Below are 18,625 nucleotides of genomic sequence, written 5' to 3' on the forward strand. Positions count from 1 at the left end.
TCTCTCTCAAGTTTGGGAGAGGGACTTTGAAATTGCCTCTACTCAAACGGGGGCAAGTTATTCGGGTCAATACCCTGAGATTGTAAGTAAGAAATCAGTCGTTCTTTTTGCTGACGTTCTTGTTCGGCGCGTTGACGTTCTTGTTCGGCGCGTTGGCGTTCTTGTTCAATCTGTTCTACAGCCCACGGTAATAAATTACCATCTCGATCCCACCAGCGCAACCAATACCCAGTGCGACCTTCTTTTGTTCCTTGCCAAGTTACTAGAAATAAGCCCATTACATCAATCCAATGACGACCATTTTCGTCAGGTTGCTTTAACTCATAGCGCTTATTTTCCAGTTGATAATATTCTAATAAACCGCCATAAGGTTCAAAAATTATGTAGATGGGAATCTGCAAAATTTGCTCGTAGAAAAACCATTTTCCTGGTGGATAAGTTCGCTTGACTGAATATTCTCCACCTTCAGTATCGGATAAAAATTCAATAGCGATCGCCGGAATATCTCCTTCTAAATTGGGTGTATAACTTTTGCGGTTAGCCACCACTTGATTAACCGACAGCACATAAACCCAATCTGGTGCTTTGGCAATAAATTGCTCGTTGACTGTCGCACAAAGACCAAAGTTTGAAGCTATCAACATCTGGGGTTGGATGAATCCACTGATTTCTAGGCTTTCACGCAAAGCACCAGCTAAAAGTGGCTGACCGGTATTCTCCACTGGTTCATCCTCTAGTTGAAAATCTTTGGGTAAGGCTTCCCAAGAGATTACCAGTTCTGTTGGTGATTTGGCTTGGCTGAGTTGGGTTGCCATAAACACAGCATGAATTTATTCTCGATCTTATCGCAAGGGACTGGGGACTGGTGACTGGGGATTGGGTGAAAAGTCTTGTTGTGTCTAAGTTTTATCATCTGTTAATGTCCTAACCACCAAGGCTTGTGCTATATCGCAAGCGATACTAGGAGCAAAAAAAGGGGCAGAAAACCCGCCCCCTATTTAACCAGGAAAGTAAAAATGCTCTAAAGCAGTACTTTAGCTAAAATCGGTTCCACACTCTTAGAAATCTCTGGAACATACACCTGTGAAACATAGTCGGCAATCATCCTGTCGGTGTTGAATAACGGCGCATTCGTCTTAATGGACGTTTTCATCATCTGCACCCAACGGTGAGGAATGCCTTGGGCATCTTGGTCATAGTATAGAGGAACGATTTCTTCTTCTAACAGCTGATAAAGCGATCGCGAATCAATCCCATCTTGCAATTCTTGATCGCTAGTATGAGCATCTTCACCAATTGCCCAACCGTTAATTCCTTTACCATCTGGCCCTGTTTGGTAGCCTTCGCACCACCAGCCATCCAAAACGCTGCAATTAAGACCGCCGTTGAAGCAGACTTTTTGTCCACTCGTACCAGATGCTTCCAAAGGACGACGGGGATTATTTAACCAAACGTCCACCCCTTGCACCAATTTTTGACCAGTGTAAATGTCGTAATCTTCAATAAAGGCAACTCGGTTGATAATCCCGGAATTGTGACACCACTCCATTAAGCGTTGGATAATCCGCTTACCTTCTTCATCGGCTGGGTGGGCTTTACCTGCAAAGATAATTTGTACTGGACGTTGAGCATTACCAAAAATCTTCAGTGCGCGTTGGGCATCACGCAAAATCAGATCCCCACGTTTATAAGGGCTGAAGCGTCTGGCAAATCCAATGGTCAAGACATTGGGATCGAGTAATTTTTCTGTTGCTTGAATGAGTTGATGATTTTCGCCACGCAACTCCCGTGATTTCTTTACCTTATAACGGGTGAAGGCAATCAATCTTTCTTTGAGAATGAGATGCCGCGACCACAATTCCTCATCGGGAATCTCGTCAACTTTAGCCCACATTTTGGGATCGACGGCGCGATTTTTCCAGTCTTCTCCCAAATATTCCTCATATAAGTCGCCTAACAAGGGTGCAGTCCAAGTGGGTGCATGAACGCCATTGGTAATGTAACCAATTGGTACTTTATCTTCGGATCGCTGCGGATAGAGAACTGTCCACATTTTACGGGAAACTTGACCGTGTAATTCACTTACGCCATTACAAGCACGAGACATCCGTAAAGCTAAAACGGTCATCCCAAAGGGTTCCCAAGGATCGCCCAATCGCCTTGCACCCAGCGACAAAAATTGTTCGCGCGAAAGTCGCAATTGCGGCCAATAGCTGGCAAAGAAGGAGTCGATTAAATCGGGCGAGAAGACATCATGACCGGCGGGAACGGGGGTATGGGTGGTAAATACGCAACTGTTCCGCACCTTGGCTTCAATGTCGTAGAAAGATTTACCAGTCCGCTCAATTTCTACCCGCGCAACTTCTAAGGTGCAGAATGCAGCGTGTCCTTCGTTGAGGTGATAGACAGAAGGTTCAATTCCCAAGGCGTGTAAGGCGCGAACACCACCAATTCCCAAAACGACTTCTTGGGCGATGCGGGTTTCCAAGTTACCGCCATATAGGTGTCCCGTCAACCAACGGTCAATGGGATCGTTATCGTGGCGATCGCTATCTAATAAATATAAGGTGACTCGCCCAACTTGCACTCGCCAGATTTGCACTTTCACAACCCGTTGGCGAACTTGTAACTCGATAGTCACCGATTCCCCTTGCTCATTTTTAATTAACTCTAGGGGCATGTGGCCAAAGGGGTTGTCAATATAATAATCTTCTTGCCAACCTTGGCGGTTCAAGCGTTGCCGAAAATAACCTTGGCGGTACAACAAGCCAACACCAACCAACGGCACACCCAAATCTGATGATGATTTCAAGTGATCCCCGGCGAGAATTCCCAAGCCACCAGAGTAGACGGGTAGAGATTCATGGATGCCAAATTCAGCGCAGAAGTAAGCAATGGGGCGTTCTTTGGATACTTGCGGTGCAACTCGACTAACCCAAGTATCTTGCTGGTTGATGTATTGGTCAAACTCACGCGCGAGGGCGGATATCTGCTTTAGATAAAATGGGTCTTCTGCTAATTGCGTCAGACGCTCATAACTTGCCGACTCTAAAATTGCGACTGGATTATGCCCACAGCGTTCCCATTCTTGGGGATCAATGCTTTGGAATAGAGAGATGCGATCGCCGCTCCAACTCCACCAATAGTTATAAGCCAAATCTGCCAAACGTTTGAGCGGTGAAGGTAACTTTTCACTCAAATGTCGTGCTGCGGTGATTGCACTGCTATTAGCCATACTAAATCTATGTCCTCGCGCTTAACTTTTTCTCTATGTATCGGCAACTGGGGAAGAAGCAAGGGAGCAGGGAGCAAGGGAGAATTTTCCCTTTTGCACCCTGCCCCGATGCCTCTTTTCCATACCCAGTCCCTTTTATTTACTCTTCAGGTTTATAACACCGGAGCCTTCACGTGCTGAATTCTCCCCTGAAGTTGGAACAGTTTCTCGACATCAAACCTTATCCAAGTAAATGGTTTGTATTGTTTTCGTCTTCTAAAAATTATCTCTACTTTTGGACAGATTTAATATGTTTTTTCTATCAAATTCGTTGACATTATTTTACTTTTTTTATTTTATTGTAAATATTTATTGATATTTTTACAATCAGCAACTAAAGTTATTTATATGTCTTGATAATAGTCAATTTTTAACTACAGCTACTTGCATCCTAATAATGGTTTTTATTTGAATTTCTCCTATTCCTTGGTAGCAAACCTTTGTAGTGGCAAAAATTTCATAATATTTGTTACAGTTTTTAAAGTTTTTAATTCTGGTATATCTGGTTTTAATTGTTCTGCGATCGCTAATTTTGGTTGAGCTTGTGTAGGTTGAAAATTATATAAATAAACAAAAGCTAAATAAATCCATGTGTAAGGATTTTGAGCATCATATTTAGTTAATTCTTTTAAATTTTGGATTAATTCTGGGACTTGGCGCTGTAAAAGTTGTGATAAGACTAAAGTGTAGCGCCAATTTAAATTATTTGGCTCTGTTTGCAGATAATAATTAGCCGCGAAATCAATTTGTTTTAAATAATCCTGAGTGGGATCGTATTGATTGAAATGACCTATCTGCACAAAGATATTATTTAATTTACCCTGTTGTAACTCTTGTGCTAATTGTGAAGTTCGGGTAACTAAATCTAAAGCTGGCGATTTTTCTACTGTTCCTACATCTGTCACATTTACAGTAATATCTGGAATATTTAAAGATGTGGTTTTGTTGTTTCTTCTATCTAAATATAGTGCTGATAGCTGATATTTTCCTAGTGGTAGTGTTTTCGGAATAAATGTAGCTAAAGCTTCTTTCACCCGGAAAGTTCCTTCAGGATGACATTTGATGCCACAGTATAAATTACCTAAGCCAATGGCATGATCGTGATACCAGGATGATTGGCCATTTTGCCATTTTAACAGTAATATCCCATTTTGCAAATCATTCCATGAACCCGTTATTTCATAGGTTACAGGATTGTTTTGATCTAAAATTAATTGCTGAGATACCGCCACTTTTTCTAGACTAATTGCAGACTCACTATTATTGATTTTTTCAACAGTTACAGGAGGATTTTTGCAGTTATATAAACGCATTTTATCTCCATGAGGTAATATCCAGTCGCCCTTTAATTTCAAATCAGGAGAAGATTCGACTAAAAATTTTAATTTCTTTTTAGTCTCTCCACTTTCTCCAGGTCTATATGGTTCATTATCTCTAGTAATATACCAACAAAAATATTGTAAATCTTGCTCTATCTGAGATAATTTGGTTGTTAATTTTCTGCCAGATACGCGAAAATCTGCTAATGCCCCAAAATAATTTAAAGTATACTCATTTATTTGCGGTGTAGAAACAGGAATTACCCCTAAATTCGACCTTAAATATAAATTGGTTTCGGTGATTTTGTGTATAAGTTTGTCTAGAGGATATTCTTGAGCATCATTATTAGGTAAATGTCTACTACCCCATGCTTGAATTAGGGGTAATGGAAACAAATTGTTTAGTAAAACTATGCAACTTAATACTAAAGTGGCTAATCTCAGTCTATCAAAATATATATTTTCAACTAAATTGAATAAATCCGCCAATATTAAACTAATTATCGGAAAGCATGGCAGAATAAATCTAATATCTTTATTTGTGCCCAAAGAACAAATTATATAGCTACTTACTAAGGTAACTAATAACCAAATTCGAGCCGATTTATGGAGATTCGCTGAAATTGAATTAGTAGTAAATTTATATTTAATCAGATAAACCAATAAAATGCCAATACTTGCACATAATATTGGTAAACCAACGCTTTCTGGAATCATTTGTGGATAGTATAGCCATCCAGCAATAGTTGTGGCAGAAGGATCGCCCTCCCTTTTTCCAACTTGGTTAGCATTTAATGCCGATGTTATAATTGTTAACCAATTTAAGCCATACCAAAAACTACAAATTAACCAAGCTATTATCAAAGATAAGCAAGCTTGAATTAGTTTGAGAAATCTACGTTTTCTAATAAAACTAATTAATACCCAAATACTAGGAACTAAAATAAAAATAAAACCTGTAGGTTTAGCCAACAAAAGTAAACCTATTCCAACGCCCAATAGGATAGTTAATACCCATGAAAAAAAACCAATATAACTATATTTCCAAATTGTCAGGACTGTAAAAGTTACTGTAACAATTGCTGTCAAACCATAATCTAATAAATAATCTGTCCGATTAATTCCTAAAATAGGAAATAATACACAAAATATGCTGGCAGTTATGCTAATTTTTCGATTTTTAAATAAAAAATTACCTAAATGATATACTGAAACTATAATCATCGCAGTATACAATAAGTTGACCAAACTTGCTTGGTCATATCCACGGCCAAACAACATCAAAAATGGGACAGTGCAAATATATACAAAAGGAGCGCGATAACTGGGAGTTAATTCCCACAGAGATAACCACCAATTTCCTGAGAAGATATTGAAGTTTTGAAAAACTTTATAATGATGTAATGCTGTAGCTAAATGTGCGCTTTGATCGAAGGCTGGAATTGAGTCATCTAACAAAAACCAAGCTCTATCTATAGCTAATGCTATCACCCAAATTACTAATAAAATAAGATAATCTTTTCGATACTGAGAATGGTCAAAATTACTCATATGAATTTGCTCAAAACCAAAGTTTAACCAATTATATATCTGTCATGTATCGACGTTTTATTAATATCAAAATAAATATGTATAGTGAAGAATTATACCGCTCCCAAAGGTCAAGAGATTCTAGTAGCGGAAGATTCGCCGATTCAGAGGCTGGCCGACCTAAAGGGTAAAAAGCTCGCTTTTGACAAAGGCTCAAGCGCCCATTATGTGCTTGTGCGATCGCAAGCAAAAGTCGGACTCGATTTTAGTGGCATTGAACCAGTTTATTTGACACAATCGAAGGCGCTGCCCCGATCCCGCCATTTGGGTTCCCTACACAGCTACTCTTGCCCATTGCAGATTTAGAGAGCATAGGTGATAAAGCCTACTGGCGTGGTAAGGCTAAAATGTTACAATCAATTTTCTTGTGGGGCGGGTATCTTACCCGCCAAGGACGGGCGAGACGCCCATCCCACGCACTACTTTAGCCTTGCCATGCCATTACAGTTTACAGACTAAGCAAAACTGGACTTATTAATCTGACACTGACAATTTATACAGCTTTGCCTAAAATAGTTACGTTTTTAAACGCAAAGCGACGCTAAAAAAAGCGCAGAGGTACACAGAGTTTTTTTTAGTGAGATTTCTATACTCACTCGCGCGTTCAAGATATTGTCTGGCTATCTGAGCCGAATGCTTGCTCTGTAAGCCTAAAGTTAAAGTTCTTGACGTGTCGGACGGATGATGATTTCATTCACATCAACATCACTGGGTTGCTCTATGGCGTATGCGATCGCACGGGCAATGGCATCTGCATCAATGGCGATTTCATAAAGTTGGTTAATTCCCGCTGCTGCGTCTTTATCGGTAATCGTGTTACCCAGCTCAGTGGCAACCGCTCCTGGTGAGATATTAGTCGAACGGATTTCACCATTTGACTCTAGCCGCAGCCCCTCAGAAATCGCCCGCACTGCGTACTTGGTGGCACAGTAGACGGCCGCTCCCGGAAACACTTTATGTCCGGCCACTGATGATAGGTTAATGACGTGACCAGACTTTTGCTGACGCATAATCGGCAACACGGCAGCAATCCCATAAAGAACGCCCTTAATGTTGATATCGATCATCCGCTCCCACTCGTCTACCTTTACTTGGTCGAGGGCAGAAAGCGGCATCAATCCGGCATTATTGATTAGCACGTCGATCCGGCTGTATGTACTCAAAGTTTCCTTGGCTAAAGCTTCCACTTGGGCGCTATCTGCGACATCCGTTACTTTATAGGTTGCAGTTCCTCCTGATTTAGCGATCGCTCCAACCAAATCTTTGAGCCGATCTTCGCGTCTGGCAGCCAACATCAGTTTGGCTCCACTAGCAGCAAGTCGCTTGGCAGTTGCCTCGCCTAACCCACTGCTGGCTCCGGTGATGATTACCACTTTGTTTTCAATCAGAGACATAATTTATTCTTGGGGATTATTGAGTATGGCTCGTGAAACATCGGGTGCTGTTTCAGATGAACTCAGCATTATTTAACCATATCAACTAGTTTGTATACTCGATCGACGTTTTTGTATCGCCAATATCACTAATCCGAACCGCTACAATACTTCTCGGGTTTTGAATTTTTAACTCGGAATCGGGTTTGGGGAAAAGGGTAAAGGAGAAGGGGAAAGGGCAATACACTAATGTTATTTTCCCCAACAGGTTATGAAGCCCCTATTTTTAAATATGGAGAATAAAAAAAGAAGATTTTTAAGGCACGTAGTGCGATAAGTAAGCCGCGTCCATATTTGAAACCCCTGCTTTTAAGTTACTGGTTCCCTTTCCCCTTTCCCTTTCTTCATCGTTCTTTGCCGCTTTTGCGAGTAAGTCGCAGACTTCTTCATCGGTCGTTTGAGGAAAGCTTTCGTACCAAAGACCAACGCTCTGGAAAGGGTTGGGTCTGGAGATGCAAACGATTTCGTCAACCTCAGTTTCTAACTCTTGGTAAGTTTCAGGTGCAGCCACAGGCACAGCGATCGCAATCTGAGCAGGTTGCTGTTTTCGTACAGTTACGACAGCAGCCCACATCGTTGCACCCGTTGCTAAACCATCATCTACCAAGATGACTGTGCGTCCTTTCAAATCTCTTAACGGGCGATTTTGGCGATAAAGCCGTTCCCGCCGCTCTAACTCCCGTTCTTCTTGTAGCGCTACCCTGGCAATTACTTCATCGGATATCTTCACTAGGTTGATAATATGTTTATTGACTATCCGCACACCACCAGAAGCGATCGCTCCCATCGCTAGTTCTTCTCGATCGGGCACACCCAATTTACGTACCACTAAAACATCTAAGGGAGCATTTAAGGTTTTGGCAACTTCAAAAGCAATGGGTACACCACCCCTTGGTAGCCCTAATACCACAACATCTGGGTCATTAGCATAAGCGGTTAACTCTTTAGCCAAAACTTGACCCGCAAACCTCCGATTTTTAAATAGCATGATGTAATATTCCTAATTGGTTTCCAAAAAATTAAATAAATATTTACAATACGTTTGTTATTGGCTATCAACTTCAAAAAATGCAGCAATTGAGCAAATTCCAAACTTGTTGTTATAGTTCAGATGTTCTAAATCGATCTTAGAAAGCTAAATATTCCCTGTCCTCCACTAACGGAGCGACATCTTCAATCTACAGTTCTATCAAACGGATGAGTTAGCTTTAATGCAACAAGATTTCTGCATCTTGTGTTAAGACTATTTTACTACTCTCGACTCAATATCCCTCCCCAAATGGCTGATTGAAAAGACCCTGTGACGCGGTTAACTCTTGCTGTAGGAGGTTTACTGCTGTAGATAACTGGTGTTAGCGTGAAGCAAAGTTATAGGGCGATCGCAAAAGAAGGGTGATATGGAAAACCTAATATTTAAGTAGGAGTGCATTTGAAAACTGCTATAAGTTTTGCCACTTGCTAACATTTACTGTTAGACTTTTACTGATTACTTTTTTTACTATATATTAAAAAATACTTAATTGTTAGCAGATGCAAAAATCTATGAAAATCCAGTGATAATGCAATTGTTAATTCTTCGTATGTCCCCTGTTGCAGACCTTGTGTTGATATTATCTTTACATTATCCCGAAATTGTGAACATGAGATAATGCACCATCTGCTTGTTAGTTATATAATGCTTAATATTACAGAAAAAAGTCATCCAAGTTACCCAATTAACACTTTTGAATAAAAATTAATAGGGTAGAATCACTGAATATGCTTGAAAATCAAAAGAAGGGTGTTTTTCATGATCGGCTTAACCAATTCAGAAAACGGCACAGTTAGCAGCACAGCAGCTACTAAGAGACTGGCAAGGGCGATGATGGTTTCTGGCGGACAGTTTTCACTGTTATTAGCTTGTTGTAACAGTGTTCAAAAGCAGGAGCAAGTGATGAATTTGCTAACAGAATTTTCATCAGCAGATATCCACGAAATTGTACTCTCATCTACTGATGAGAAATTATACACAGCTATTAGAAGTGAAATTGGTACTACTCAACCCGAAGCTTTGATGGTACGAGGCTTAGAATCTGTAGTGGCAATTAACCAACTGATTATTAGTACCAATATCATGCGAGATGAGTTTCGGAAACAGTTTCAGTTTCCCTTGGTATTGTGGGTCAATGATGAAATTCTGCGTAAGCTAGTCTGGCTAGCACCCGATTTCAAAGACTGGGCAGCTAGTACTATTAGATTTGATGTACCGAATAATCAGTTAATTGAATCTGAACAACCTATTAGCGCTTAATATTGCCCGAAATTACTTTCAAAATCTTATATATGCTAAGTTGAGCCGAGCAAAACCGAAGCTCAAATTCTGTCAAATTCCTTTCTAAAATTACTTTTATTTAACCCTCCTGACCAAGTGAGCTAAAAGCTCCTGAAAGCTATTTTCAAAATTAGAACATAATAAAAATTAAGGGTTATAACAATTAAAAATTAGACCTCTTGCATAAATCAAAAATAAAGAACTCCACCCGGCATTTGCTAAGACAAACGCTCCCCTGCCCAAAGCATCGGGGAGAGTTTGGGGCAATACAATTCGGTTAAAGAGAAAAAGGAAAATGACCAATGACAACTCTCACGATTAAATGATGCGCGTCTAGATTGTACATTTTTGCATTCAGACTGTCCGAAGTCAATTGGTCATCTGTCTTTTGAAATACAAATGACTAATGACCAATGACCAATGACAACTCTCACGAGTAAATATACAAATTAAATGCGTAACAGCTTACTTACAATTTTCTCGCTAACCATCGTGACAAATCCGGTTTGAAATAGGCTGAATCAGCCCTCCCATTCAATAGGGATTTGAATCAATCCGTCCCCTTTTGACACTCCTGAGATAGTACCCAGAAGTTGGTCTATTTCTTAAGTTGAAGGTGTCGCCACTGCGAACTTTCCAAATTTTGTAATTGGAAAAGGTCAAAGGCTTTCGGGGTTCGCATACTTCTGGCAGATGATTGCCAAGTACAAAGTATGCCGCACCCCTACCCATAACTTTCACCAAACCGTTTTTATCCACAAGAACCGACGTACTTTCACTAACCGCTATACCTAAAACACTGCTAGATACACCATCCTTAATTTGACGGGCAATGAAAGTCATAATTCGACCCATTCTTTCCCGTCTGTCAAAGTGTGTATCTACGATAGTTCCCTTCAAATTACTCCAATTGAAAAAATTGTAAGTAAAAGTAATATCTCGGTAGGGATCTTCGAGTGCGTCTCTAGTTTCAATGCCTTTTTCGGAAGAAGCGCAAGCATCATAGACACAATCACTTTGGATCATTGCACCCGCACTAGTGCCACCAATACCACCTCCCTTAAGGTAAACTGACTTAACGGCAGCCTCAAGCTTGGTATCTTTCCAGTTACGGATATATTGACATTGATCCCCGCCAGCAAAGAAAACTACATCAGCATTTCGGATTTTTTCATAAATCTCAGCTTTGTTTGCCTCTTGTCTATCCCTAACCAGAAGAGTTTCCACAAAATTTACGCCCTTCATGGCATAAATTAGCCGATTGTAATCGTGATTACCATTAGTGCGGAGAACTACAACATTAACTTTAGTGCTGGAGTTACTACCTCCCCTAACTTGGTTAATCATCCACTGGATAGCATCATCGACATCGGGGCCTCCCCCACCCAAACTCAGGACTGGGCCCGCTAAGGAGGGACGGACATCAAAGGAGGGAGTGGAGGAGCGAACATCAACAGTATCACCCAGGAAGAAGCGTTTCCAGCTTGCAATAAAACGGGTTATTAGGAAGGTTCCCATCTTCAACAACTTGATTCCTGTACTTTTCAAGCGCCTTGCTATGCTTGGGAATGCCTTTGTCATACTAAACTTCTAGAGCAAACTGCAATTATTGCTAGGCTGTGACGCATTTTAATTGCTTATTTATTCGTGAATGTCCTTTGTCATTAGTCATTTATCAGTTGTCCTTTGTTAATAACCAATGGCAAATGACAGTTTTAACGAAAAAATCTGCAACTTAGACACGCACTAGCTTAACTTTGGCACTAGATCGGGTAGAATTTCCAGCGTACAGGTCTTGTACTGTTTGTTAACGCAAAATAACGCAGAGCGATCGTTAATTCTCTGCGCTACTGTGCGAAAAAATGTACATTGCTTCTGGTGTTTAATTACAGCCAGATGAAATCCAAAATCTAATAGGTATCGGTTATCACTGTCCAGGTATTTCTTTAGTTGCTGGGAATATTTACCCAATATTTGGAATAACTAGGAACACCGAGCAAATGATCTATTCGTGTTCTAATAATGCAACCAAATTTACATTAATCATATCCCCCAAACATAAACAGAGAAACTTGTTCATCAGTAGCATTCATTAAAGCGTGGAGATTACCACCTTTGAGCATGGCAAAGTGTCCAGCTTGTAGTGTACGGATTTCAAAGCAGCGTTCTCGCTCTGGCATTTTGCACCAATCTCCTACTACCATAAAGCCTTGGCCATCCATCATCAGAAAAACTTCTTGGTTATCACGATGGCGATGTAAACCAATCCCACAGCTAGGATTGAGGACGTGTAAATCCATGTAATCTACGGCAAAGAATCGTTCAAAACTGTTGCCATGATTCTTAGTACCAAAGGCGTTGAAGTTCCATGAGTTTAACTGGCGACCCAATTCCGGTTTATTAGAGTAGCGCCCATAATTAGACATCAAATTGCGATATTCCAAAAAGCCAACACCACCGTGAGGGTTAGGACTGATACCTGTTCCTAAAAAGTGATCCCATCCTCGGAGGATCATATTGAATTCGTAGTGGTAATTTGCCCCATTTTGGGAGTCCCAAATTTTTTCGCTAAAATCTGCCCAAGCAAGCTCTACATGCAGAGGTAATATAGGATGCATGGTGTTTGTGGGGGCGACATCTAGTATATAGCGATCGCTTAATGCTTCCCGGTTGAAGTCTGCTATGTTGCCATGTACTAAATCATTTCGTACCTGGAGTTCACCGCGATCTAGGGCATTACGTCCTTTATCGTCTAGTTGATTTCGTAAATCGTTGCCTGGATAACCCCAAAACTCAACTTCATAGCGATCGCTTAAGGGATTATACGGCACCAAAATCAACGCTGGAGTTGCCACACCTGCAACTTTAATCCAGAGCTTAATTTTTTCTCCTAGTTTATGGTTGGCAGCAATGGATAATTTACTATCAGGGCCGCCACGGTAAGAAACTCGCAAAAATGGCCCTGTCCACTCTCCCACAGTCACCAAACCTCGAGTCAAAAAGGTGTCGGTACTAACGAAATCTTTGACATTTTGCTTTTGGAAATCTGTTTTATTGTCCTGTTGAGCCGGGTCGAGAATATTAGCATCATTCCCCTGAGGCCCATATAAAACTAGGGATTCATAGGGAAATAAATATTGGAACTCCCCACTCAAATAGAAATCACGTTCAGCCGCTAGTTGGGCACGTTCGAGAAAGTTCAGCAACTTCAGCAGCGGATTACCCCGACTATACTCAGGCGGGGTATTGGGATCGACTTTAAAAACACTGTCAGAATGAAGAATAAACATGGCAAAGGTTAAGATTAGATTGTGTGATATAAGAAAGCAACGAATTTTAGGGGTTTTGTACCAGGGTTACGAATGCCATGCATCCCACCGCTTTTGGTGAAAATAACGCTACCTGGTTTCACTGGCAGTTCTTTAAATTCGCGTTTCCCCAGTCCCATAACTTGACGTTCTACAGTTGGGTATTTATCTGTTGCAGGATCGTCACCGGCACGCATATAGGCGATGCCCTCTCCCTCGGAGATGTAATACAATTCTTCCGTACCAATATGTTGGTGAGTGCCTTCAACTGTGCCGGGAGGAATTGTCACTTCGTGGAAGAAGATGTTGGAACCGCCTAGTTCTCGTTGAACAATCCAGCGCATATCAATAATGTTGTTGTCTGCTCGATCTGGATTGTCGCCATCCATCATGGCATTTCGATAGCGCACAGGCTTAATGTCTGGTGCTTGCAAAAACCAACCGCGCTGAAAGTTGATCAGATAGTTTTGATCGTCAACGGTGTTTTGAGATGAACTGGGTTCTTGAGTCCGGGGTTCTTGGTGCGATCGCGAATAGTCATTATCCCAACATGCATCAGCATCACTAATTTGGTAGCCAGTGGGTAAATTGCGATCGTTTTCACGAAATGCCAATTCGATCTGCGTCAGTGCTTTGATATCTCGCAAAGCTGGGTTAAATGCCTTAACTCGCGTAATTGATCCATCGCGTCCCATCTGATCCAAAATCTGAAAATCGTGATAGCTGGTATTGGGAGCTTCTAAAGTTTCCCAAATCTCCACAGTGTAAGCATCAATCCACGGGCAATGGTGCAGTTTTACCCTGCTTTCTGCTTTCTTGCTTTCATCTTCCGGTAATAACTTCACCCAGGCAATCACACCACTACTGAGCAACCGTTTTTTCTCGCGTACTTGCTCTACTAAACGACTGGATCTATATTCCAGCCGCAGAAAATTACTGATAAATTTTCCATCCAGATATACCTCTCCCTTGAGGGCATTGATCCCCAAGTAGCTGCGAACCTCTCGCACGTTGTAACGATAACGGGGGCTGCGGGTAGCGTTGAGGTATTCGGCATGGTAAATGCGATCGGGAAAAAAGACGACTTTAAAAATCTCGTTCCACGGATTGGTTTGAATGTCGTTAAATGCTGGGTCCATAAAGTTAAAGCCTCTTAAGTAATTCGTCAGCTACCCGAAAAGAATTGGCCTGAATTGTCAACGTGGGGTTTGCGCCTCCCGATGTCGGCATAAATGAGCCATCGGTGACGTAGAGGTTATCAAAGTCCCAAACTTTGCAATTGCGGTCTAGCACCGAGTCTTTGCGGTCATTACCAAACCTGGCTCCGCCAAGAATATGGTTAGCAATCCGTGCTAAAGCGTTTTCTGCCAGGTACACGCCACCTTGACCTTGAAATTCAAATTTGAATTCACCTGGAATTGAATTACCACCCAACTTCAAAACCTGGCCGCACATTTCCGCCAAGGTGTCCATGAGATATCTGTCGTGGCTGTGCCATTCTTTGATGATGTGAGCCACAGGACGACCCCACTTATCTTTAATTGTCGGATGGAGTTCAATCCGATTGGTCTTCAGGGGTACTTGATTGGCCATAAAGCTGACGGATAAACCCCTACCCATGTTGTTATCCAAAAAGTCCGTCAACCCTTGAGCTGCTAAACTGGTATCTTCGATAAAACCTTTCCAGAGTGTGTCTAAATCACGACTACCGTGGGTACGTCCAAGAGAAATAGGTAAGGCTTGATCGGAAGTATTGTTATAGATTGCCCCTCCAGCCCAAAGTCCTCTGCTTTTGAGAAAGTCGTCAGTGGCGCAAGCATCGGTTGCCCAATCAGCATCAAGAGCTAAGGTTTTATCGCTGCGGGTGGGCATCAGGGCACTAGCACCTCCAAAACAGTGGGTAAGGAAGTATTTACCTAATAAATCATTTTGGTTGATGCGTTTATTGAATTCGGAACTCAGCTGTGCTGACAGCTTCAGCAACCGAATCGATTCAATGGCAGAACAAGCGACGATTACCAACTTTCCTTGAACAAACCGGGTTTTGCCGTTCGGATCGCGGTACACGACTCGGCTAACTTTCGATCCCTCACTTTCAAGATGAGTAACTACGCAGTTTGTCCGAATTTCAAAATTTGGTTGGTTAGCGATCGGGCTGAGTAAAGATACCCAAGTACTTGATTTCACACCCAGAGGACAGCCAAAGCGGTTCACATAACTGGTTTTAATGGTTTCGGGATCTTTGGGAACTTTGCGTCCACTGGGTTGATGATCGCGGGTAATCACCGCTAGCGGTGTGCGGTAGGGCTTAATCGGCTGACCATTACCCAATTGTTCGCCTAGCTTGTCCATACCAAATTTCGCATAGTTGCTAATTGGATTAGGTTCTAGGGGCGGTTGATAGCTATCTTTACTAAAAGGCTTCAACTGGTTTTCGGCAGTGCCGTTAAGACCTACCAGGTATTCAGCTTTCACATAGTACGGTTCTAGCTCATCATAAGTTACAGGCCAATCACGCGCTTCTCTTGGCACATCCCCATTCGGGTCATTCTTTAAGTCTTTACGTCCAGCATTGAAGCTTTGTAAGCGTAAATCGGTAGGGGTGAACCGCAGGGAAACACCACCATAAAGTTGAGTTCCACCACCCACTACTTGGGCTGTATAGCCTTCAATTGTGGCTCGATCTTGTCCATTGGGATCGCGGTAGATATGCGGCTCGTCGTTAATATCTGGTTCAACGTGGCTAGAATAAAAAGCTTCGTTCTGATTAGCAACTCCAGGAACGCGGATACGCTTTTCTGGCCCATCAGCAAACAATTCATCGCGCTTAAAGTCACTTAACCCTTGAGGATTCTGATACTGGGGCCGAAATAGTGGGCCTTTTTCCAGGATCAGTACTGATTTCCCAGCCTTCGCTAAAGTGTAGGCAATGGGAGAACCTCCAGCGCCACTACCAACGATCACTACATCAAATTCTGTTTGCATATATCTTCTCCTGGGTAAATCAATTAGCCTCGATAATCGCTGTTAAGTCCAAGGGGTGCTTCTATCGCCCTGCGCCAATCAAATAGGGTTTTGCCGTTCTGATCTCTATATCTTTCTGATAGATAAGCCCAACCTGTTCCTCCCACATTTCCACCATATTTAGGATGAGAAAATGCACCTGTAAATGTGTGGCGGCGCAGTAATTGCAGGAAGAAACGAGGTTCTTGATATTCCTGATAATTCCAACCATTGACTTTGTTAATAGCCATTTCGTCATACAGATCGATGTACAACTCTTTAGAGACATCTTTTGGCTCAACGTAAGGATTGCGCTGCCGCAATATCCGGCTAATTTGACCTAAGCAAATTTTGTAATCAATTAAATGATGATTCTCTTCCCTGGCTAAAATATTGTCAATAAAGTTTGCGGCTCCTACCGATTCATCTAGACGATAAGCATAGGCGTATTGCACCTGTTTATCTTGTTTACCCAAAAAATTGTAATAACGGTTCAAAAAGTTTTCCCCTTCCTTGGTTCGGAAAGGCAAAATATGATCTACTAATCGAGCTACAATGTCAAATTCCCAGTCTTCAAAGTTCAATGGCTCAGTACACAATTGGGTAAAAAATCGTGACCATAATTGACCGTTATCAAGCTGGGCACGCTGGGGATTTATTGGGTCTATAATTGCCTGCCCATCGACGATAAATTTATAGGTGTGAAATTGTGCTTTCGGTACCACAATCGATAAAGCATAATATCCTGTGGGTTCCCCGATAAAGTTAACAGGCTTGAGTGGAATTGGCTCATAAAGGTTGGCAAAAGTCCCAATTACAGCAATATTTTTTGGTGGTGTTGCCCCTAGTTGCTGATATACGAAAGTTACTACATTGGAAGAATAACTTTTAACAAAATCACTACCATCGCTGTAACTATCGATAATCGGAAATCGCCAAGGTTCAGCTATGTGAGAGCGTGGATCATCGTTATTGAATTGTCCAAAGTTATGGCGAGGATCTGTATTATCTCTGGCAAGAAATTTAGTACAGTGGTTAAGTACGTACTGGTCGTCTGTTTGTAAGATTTCAACAGCCATTAATTCTTCTCTTGGTAGATATTTATAGACCAAATTCAATCACAAGAAATCGCAGCAATTAGCATTCTGGAATAAATCCAAGTTGCTTTGCTGGGTAACACAAAAAAGTGGTATTTATGGAAACAATAATAGCCTTAGTCTTTCCGGAAAATTGACTACTAATTTCCGAAAAAATCCTTAAATTTCATTCTTGATGTTCTGGATCGGGCACGAGGACAATTTTACCAAATGCCTGTTTTGCCTCAATTCGCTCGTGGGCAACACTCGCTTTTTGTAAGGGCAAAACGGAGTCGATCGCAGGTTGAAATATCCCTTGGGCGAAGTGTTGCAAAATTTGCTCGAAATCTTGGGATTGAATCAGAGCAAATGAACCGTGAATGCTGGCATTTTTCATCAGTAGATCCATAACATTAATTTCTGCTATATCACCACTGAGAGTCCCAGCACAAACAATCCGCCCATTTTTTGCCAGCATACTGATAGACGATCGCAACGTTGTACGTCCTACTAAGTCAAGGACGAGGCTGGCACCTTGTCCCTTGGTAATCTTGATTACCTGCTCTACTAAATCAGGAGAGTGGCGATCGAGGACAAAATCGGCTCCTAGTTGGTGTAGTCGCTTTGCCTTATTTTGATCGCTAATGGCAATCACTTGGGCATTTTGCCAATGACCAATTTGAATTGCAGAGGTTCCCACGCCACTGGATGCTGCATGGATCACAATTCGTTCAGCTTGCGCGATCGCACCGTTATCAAATAGCGCAATCCAAGCGGTTGTGAAAGCTAAACCAATGCTGGCTGCTGCAATGTAACTCAGTCCATCGGGAATGTAGTGTAATTGGTTGGTTGGTAAGGTGGTGTATTCAGCATAAGCACCATTCCTTTCTCTTCCCAGAGCTTCAAAAGTGGCAACGATGCGATCGCCTATTTGCCAATCTGTTACCTCTGCACCCAATTCTACTATTTCTCCTGCTACATCCATACCTAAAATATGGGGCAAACTTTTTTGAATGTAAAACTGTCCTGAGCGGTGAAATATATCTGTGTGATTTACGGTAGCAGCATGAACTTTGACTAAAACCTCATTGGCTATAGGTTTCGGGGTAGGAAAAGTTTCGTAGTGCAGGACTTCTGCACCCCCTGTTTCATGCATAACGATCGCTTTCATAACTGTATTCCTCACAGAACTGACACAAAACTTTAGCCAGAACCCCTATTCTCAAGTAGGGGCAATTTATCATAATTCGTAATTCACGTCTGATGTGAATTAGAAACACCGCTTATTCTATAAGGGTTTCTAGATTCACT

The 18,625-nt window shown here is 41.7% G+C and carries 13 protein-coding genes; 2 read left to right on the plus strand and 11 right to left on the minus strand.

Annotated elements, in window-relative coordinates:
* Positions 1-38: 38 nt before the first annotated feature.
* From RM368_RS22040 to RM368_RS22050, 3 genes are all read right to left on the minus strand, one after another.
* Positions 39-815: a Uma2 family endonuclease gene (locus RM368_RS22040; RefSeq protein ID WP_322696012.1), complete on the minus strand. Its 777-nt coding sequence runs from the start codon at positions 813-815 to the stop codon at positions 39-41.
* Between the two features lie 206 nt (positions 816-1,021).
* Complete coding sequence (gene glgP / locus RM368_RS22045; RefSeq protein WP_322696013.1) at positions 1,022-3,235, minus strand: alpha-glucan family phosphorylase; 2,214 nt, start codon at positions 3,233-3,235, stop codon at positions 1,022-1,024.
* 458 nt (positions 3,236-3,693) lie between these two features.
* Positions 3,694-6,144, minus strand: coding sequence for a hypothetical protein (locus tag RM368_RS22050; RefSeq protein ID WP_322696014.1), 2,451 nt, complete (start codon positions 6,142-6,144; stop codon positions 3,694-3,696).
* Between the two features lie 84 nt (positions 6,145-6,228).
* On the opposite strand from RM368_RS22050, the gene RM368_RS22055 reads away from it, so the two are divergent.
* On the plus strand, positions 6,229-6,489 hold the full coding sequence (locus tag RM368_RS22055) for an ABC transporter substrate-binding protein (protein ID WP_322696015.1): 261 nt from the start codon (positions 6,229-6,231) through the stop codon (positions 6,487-6,489).
* Positions 6,490-6,839: 350 nt separating this feature from the next.
* Here the strand turns inward: RM368_RS22055 and RM368_RS22060 are convergent, their stop codons facing one another.
* Positions 6,840-7,577: an SDR family oxidoreductase gene (locus tag RM368_RS22060; RefSeq protein WP_322696016.1), complete on the minus strand. Its 738-nt coding sequence runs from the start codon at positions 7,575-7,577 to the stop codon at positions 6,840-6,842.
* 295 nt (positions 7,578-7,872) lie between these two features.
* Positions 7,873-8,604: a phosphoribosyltransferase gene (locus tag RM368_RS22065; RefSeq protein WP_322696017.1), complete on the minus strand. Its 732-nt coding sequence runs from the start codon at positions 8,602-8,604 to the stop codon at positions 7,873-7,875.
* A gap of 801 nt (positions 8,605-9,405) precedes the next feature.
* Here RM368_RS22065 and RM368_RS22070 point away from each other — a divergent pair.
* A complete protein-coding gene (locus RM368_RS22070; protein ID WP_322696018.1) occupies positions 9,406-9,906 on the plus strand; it encodes a hypothetical protein in 501 nt (166 codons plus the stop codon).
* A gap of 555 nt (positions 9,907-10,461) precedes the next feature.
* On the opposite strand, the gene RM368_RS22075 is transcribed toward RM368_RS22070, so the two are convergent.
* The 6 genes from RM368_RS22075 to RM368_RS22100 all read right to left on the minus strand — a co-directional run bounded on the left by RM368_RS22075 (position 10,462) and on the right by RM368_RS22100 (position 18,485).
* On the minus strand, positions 10,462-11,508 hold the full coding sequence (locus RM368_RS22075; protein WP_322696019.1) for a cyanophycinase: 1,047 nt from the start codon (positions 11,506-11,508) through the stop codon (positions 10,462-10,464).
* A 458-nt stretch (positions 11,509-11,966) separates the two neighbouring features.
* A complete protein-coding gene (locus RM368_RS22080; RefSeq protein ID WP_322696020.1) occupies positions 11,967-13,217 on the minus strand; it encodes a cupin domain-containing protein in 1,251 nt (416 codons plus the stop codon).
* 14 nt (positions 13,218-13,231) lie between these two features.
* The gene (locus RM368_RS22085; RefSeq protein WP_322696021.1) at positions 13,232-14,374 is read right to left on the minus strand and encodes a cupin domain-containing protein; all 1,143 of its coding nucleotides are present in this window, start codon (positions 14,372-14,374) and stop codon (positions 13,232-13,234) included.
* 4 nt (positions 14,375-14,378) lie between these two features.
* Positions 14,379-16,220: a GMC family oxidoreductase gene (locus RM368_RS22090; RefSeq protein ID WP_322696022.1), complete on the minus strand. Its 1,842-nt coding sequence runs from the start codon at positions 16,218-16,220 to the stop codon at positions 14,379-14,381.
* 23 nt (positions 16,221-16,243) lie between these two features.
* Positions 16,244-17,317, minus strand: coding sequence for a gluconate 2-dehydrogenase subunit 3 family protein (locus RM368_RS22095; RefSeq protein WP_322696023.1), 1,074 nt, complete (start codon positions 17,315-17,317; stop codon positions 16,244-16,246).
* A gap of 184 nt (positions 17,318-17,501) precedes the next feature.
* Positions 17,502-18,485, minus strand: a complete 984-nt coding sequence (locus RM368_RS22100) for a quinone oxidoreductase family protein (RefSeq protein ID WP_322696024.1) — start codon at positions 18,483-18,485, stop codon at positions 17,502-17,504.
* Positions 18,486-18,625: the final 140 nt, after the last annotated feature.

Origin of the sequence: Nostoc sp. DedSLP03 (assembly GCF_034530815.1) — a bacterium.
Taxonomy (GTDB): Bacteria; Cyanobacteriota; Cyanobacteriia; order Cyanobacteriales; family Nostocaceae; genus Nostoc.

Excerpts from the sequence above, each read along its gene's own strand:
- RM368_RS22085 (WP_322696021.1), bottom strand. The coding sequence starts at position 14,374 with ATGGACCCAGCATTTAACGACATTCAAACCAATCCGTGGAACGAGATT.
- RM368_RS22090 (WP_322696022.1), bottom strand. The coding sequence starts at position 16,220 with ATGCAAACAGAATTTGATGTAGTGATCGTTGGTAGTGGCGCTGGAGGT.
- RM368_RS22075 (WP_322696019.1), bottom strand. The coding sequence starts at position 11,508 with ATGACAAAGGCATTCCCAAGCATAGCAAGGCGCTTGAAAAGTACAGGA.
- RM368_RS22100 (WP_322696024.1), bottom strand. The coding sequence starts at position 18,485 with ATGAAAGCGATCGTTATGCATGAAACAGGGGGTGCAGAAGTCCTGCAC.
- RM368_RS22095 (WP_322696023.1), bottom strand. The coding sequence starts at position 17,317 with ATGGCTGTTGAAATCTTACAAACAGACGACCAGTACGTACTTAACCAC.
- RM368_RS22065 (WP_322696017.1), bottom strand. The coding sequence starts at position 8,604 with ATGCTATTTAAAAATCGGAGGTTTGCGGGTCAAGTTTTGGCTAAAGAG.
- RM368_RS22070 (WP_322696018.1), top strand. The coding sequence starts at position 9,406 with ATGATCGGCTTAACCAATTCAGAAAACGGCACAGTTAGCAGCACAGCA.
- RM368_RS22050 (WP_322696014.1), bottom strand. The coding sequence starts at position 6,144 with ATGAGTAATTTTGACCATTCTCAGTATCGAAAAGATTATCTTATTTTA.
- RM368_RS22060 (WP_322696016.1), bottom strand. The coding sequence starts at position 7,577 with ATGTCTCTGATTGAAAACAAAGTGGTAATCATCACCGGAGCCAGCAGT.
- RM368_RS22040 (WP_322696012.1), bottom strand. The coding sequence starts at position 815 with ATGGCAACCCAACTCAGCCAAGCCAAATCACCAACAGAACTGGTAATC.
- RM368_RS22080 (WP_322696020.1), bottom strand. The coding sequence starts at position 13,217 with ATGTTTATTCTTCATTCTGACAGTGTTTTTAAAGTCGATCCCAATACC.
- glgP (WP_322696013.1), bottom strand. The coding sequence starts at position 3,235 with ATGGCTAATAGCAGTGCAATCACCGCAGCACGACATTTGAGTGAAAAG.